Origin of the sequence: Massilimicrobiota sp. SW1139 (assembly GCF_012027715.1) — a bacterium.
GTDB lineage: Bacteria > Bacillota_I > Bacilli_A > Erysipelotrichales > Coprobacillaceae > Allocoprobacillus > Allocoprobacillus merdigallinarum.
The window spans coordinates 1-3,326 of sequence record NZ_SJOR01000040.1; the positions used below are offsets into that span (position 1 = coordinate 1).

A 3,326-nucleotide genomic window follows, 5' to 3' on the forward strand; every position below is an offset into this window, starting at 1 on the left:
TGTTAATTCTTACATTAAATTAAAAAAATCAGCCATAATTTCGTCAAATTAATTTAAATGGTTGATTTTTATTTTTAATTTAATGTGATTATTTTATAATAAGGTTGTATTAAAATCTTAGAGGAAAGGAAAAGAGAAAATAGATGCAACCACCACAGCCTCTCTACTTTCTCTCCAACCATTTATATGATATCATTTATTACATTTAAAAACAACACTCTCAATGATAAATATGACAATAATAGATATCTTGAAGATATCAGACGCATTAATTATCTTCTTCTTGTCTGTCCTAAATGCAAAACGGTCGGACTTTTTCATAATCACGCAGTCTATGATAGATATCTGTTGAACAGCACTGAAGAATATATTACTGTGCAGCGCATAAGATGTGAATCATGTGGAAGTACGCATGCGCTCCTTCCTGATATCATCATTCCTTATCGCTATTTTTCTTCTCCCTTTATTCTACGTCTTTTCGACCTTTATTTAAAAGGTCATCTTTCTGTTTCAAAGATTTCATCTGCCCTCAATATCTCCATACAGACTGTAGGGGCACTCATATGCAGTTACAGGCAATTTCATGAAGAACGCATGAAGATCATCAATCATGACTTTTCAAAAAAATTTGATCATGATTTTATGATTGATTATTTTCATATGTTCTTTTTGTTTTTTATGCAGCGTATTCCCAAACGTTTTTTCCATGGTATTTATCTGCCCGTCAATCACATGACAGTTGGCTATAATCCTGCATAAGAGTGATTTATACTATTATCAGGAGGAAAAAACAATATGAAAACAGATTTAGAACACGAAATGGCATTGTTTAAGTACAATCTCATCGCTCCACTGATCAATGGAACCTATACTGAAACTTCCATCAAGGCTTACTGCGTCAATGTCTCCATGAAAACTTACATCCTTCCGGACGGAAGCATCAAACGCTTCAGCCACGAAACCATCAGATGGTGGTTTAGAAGATATAAGGATATGGGCTTCAACGGGCTTTATTCAAAGCCACGTGCTGATAACGGTAAACTGAGAGCCTTGTCATCTGAAATTCAGCAGATCATCATTGAAAAGAAAAAAGAAAATTTCAGGAAGACGGCTACATCGATCTACAATGAACTTATTGATGAAGGACTTATTTCGTCATCTGAAGTTTCTCTTTCTACCGTCATCCGATTTGTTGGAAAAATAAAAAACAAGCTTAATGTTGTCTCTGGTGAAGATATGAGAGCTTTTGAAATGAGATATGCAAATGATCTATGGCAGATTGATACAAGTCATGGCCCCATTATTTCGATAGATGGAAAAAAATATAAAACCTATCTGATAGCCATTATCGATGATGCTTCAAGACTGATAGTTGGATATGGTTTTTATCTGGCTGATAATGCCGTCAATGTACAGCTGACCCTGAAAGAAGCCATCTTAAAATATGGTATTCCAAAAAGATTATATGCCGATAATGGCGCTCCCTATAAAAATGTTCAGCTCTCACTTATCTGTGCCAATCTTGGTATTTCGCTTCTTCACGCAAAAGCCTATCATGGCAACCAGAAAGGAAAAATAGAAAGAACATTTAAGACAATCAAGGAAGGATGGATGTTCAATATCAATTATGATGATTTCCATTCTCTTGAAATGCTTGAAAAGAGTCTTGCCTTCTTCATCAATCAAAAAAACAATACCATCCATTCCATCCTCAAAAAAACACCTGTTGATCGTTTTCTTGAAGATGCAGATAAACTCGTCAGAAAGGATGATCGTATTATCAGCCAGGCATTTATGCATACCGTTGAAAGAAAGGTAGGCAATGATGCACTTGTAAGAATTAATGGTGAATCGTATGAAACTTCCCAGAATCATATAGGCAAAAGAGTCATCATTCGTTATATTCCAGACATGAAGCATATTTATCTTCAAAGCAGCGATGGAACACTAAAAGAAATATATAGGGTCAATAGAGTAGAAAATAGTCAGATCAAAAGACAGGCCCCTCTGTTTTCTCAGGGAAAGGATGAATAAATATGGATATGAAATTATTTTATGGATTAAGTTATAACCCATTTCAAAAGGATGTGACAGATACAACCGTAGAAACAATTGATTTTAAGGAAATGCAGGGGCGTCTTGCCTACCTGTGTCAGACAAAAGGTATTGGCGTTTTTACAGGGCGACCAGGTGTAGGTAAAACTTATGCCTTGAGACAGTTTGTCTCCTCATTGAATCCCTCACTTTATCAGGTTGTGTATATGCCTATGTCAACTCTGACAACGATCCAGTTTTATAGATATCTTGCAGGATCTCTTGGGTTGGAGGTAGGATCAAGCAAGATAGATAATTTTATGAATATTCAGGAATATCTTAAAAGGATGAACAGTGAAAAAAGAATTATTCCAATCATCATCCTGGATGAAGCACAATATCTAAGAAGCGAAATACTTAATGATATCAAGCTTCTCATGAATTTTGATATGGATTCAAAAAATCACTGTGTCCTTATACTTGCGGGATTGCCAACGCTTGTCAATACGCTTAAATACAATTCCTATGAGGCCATAAGACAAAGGATCACGATTCAGTATCAGATCATTGGACTAGAGCCACAGGAAATCAAATCATATGTCGAATCAAAATTAAAAGCTGCCGGATTAAATGTTCCATTATTTACAGAAGATGCAATGACCGCTCTGGGAAACAGCTGTCAGGGATCGATAAGAAAATTAAACAATCTTCTTACTCAATGCCTCATTATAGGAGCCAATAGACAAATAAGAGATATCAATAACGAAATTGTCATGATGGCTGTTAATGAAGTGGATATGAATTAGACATGAAAAAGAAAATAGAGTCATTTGAATGTACGTGCACATATAAAACAAAAACATGGAATACAAAAGTCAGCGATATATGGTGTTGTGAGAATTATGTAGAATTTACAGTTTACTGCCAGGGAACAAAATTAAAATCATACCTGGGCATGGGAAGCAATGGGAATTGGATATGCTTTCCTGAAATTGACAAGGGTTGTGGACTGGCAGAGTTGCATGATTATTACTGGAATCTAGAAAAGCTATGTAAGGTATTAGAGAATATCATAGATGCAACAAGTATTGCATCAGTGTTAAAAGAGATGCATGTCAATTTAAATTTATGGTGGGATTATTGAATATAATCCCTTTTAAAATAAAATGAATAATCCAGGAAAATAAAGTGAATATAAAAATAAAAAAAGCAAAAAAAAAAAGACAAATTATTCTGCATTACTGATTTAAATTATTTTGAATTTTTCTTTTAAATTATTGTGCAAATCAACA

Annotated in this window: 4 protein-coding genes; all 4 read left to right on the plus strand. The window is 34.4% G+C overall.

Translation table 11 applies throughout. The features are described from left to right. Window positions 1-186: 186 nt before the first annotated feature. From E0K96_RS11965 to E0K96_RS11980, 4 genes are read left to right on the plus strand one after another with little or no spacing between them, the layout of a single operon-like run. Window positions 187-759: a DUF6431 domain-containing protein gene (locus E0K96_RS11965; RefSeq protein WP_168083430.1), complete on the plus strand. Its 573-nt coding sequence runs from the start codon at window positions 187-189 to the stop codon at window positions 757-759. A 36-nt stretch (window positions 760-795) separates the two neighbouring features. After that, window positions 796-2,034 carry a DDE-type integrase/transposase/recombinase gene (locus E0K96_RS11970; RefSeq protein WP_087158616.1) on the plus strand — a complete coding sequence of 413 codons (1,239 nt, stop codon included), beginning with the start codon at window positions 796-798 and terminating at the stop codon, window positions 2,032-2,034. Between the two features lie 2 nt (window positions 2,035-2,036). Further along, window positions 2,037-2,840, plus strand: a complete 804-nt coding sequence (locus E0K96_RS11975; protein ID WP_087158615.1) for an ExeA family protein — start codon at window positions 2,037-2,039, stop codon at window positions 2,838-2,840. A 2-nt stretch (window positions 2,841-2,842) separates the two neighbouring features. Further along, entirely contained in the window at window positions 2,843-3,178 is a 336-nt protein-coding gene (locus tag E0K96_RS11980; protein WP_087158614.1) for a DUF6618 family protein, read from the plus strand. The last annotated feature ends 148 nt before the right edge of the window (window positions 3,179-3,326 follow it).

Coding starts and splice junctions, on each gene's coding strand:
- E0K96_RS11965 (WP_168083430.1), top strand. CDS start 187: ATGATATCATTTATTACATTTAAAAACAACACTCTCAATGATAAATAT.
- E0K96_RS11970 (WP_087158616.1), top strand. CDS start 796: ATGAAAACAGATTTAGAACACGAAATGGCATTGTTTAAGTACAATCTC.
- E0K96_RS11975 (WP_087158615.1), top strand. CDS start 2,037: ATGGATATGAAATTATTTTATGGATTAAGTTATAACCCATTTCAAAAG.
- E0K96_RS11980 (WP_087158614.1), top strand. CDS start 2,843: ATGAAAAAGAAAATAGAGTCATTTGAATGTACGTGCACATATAAAACA.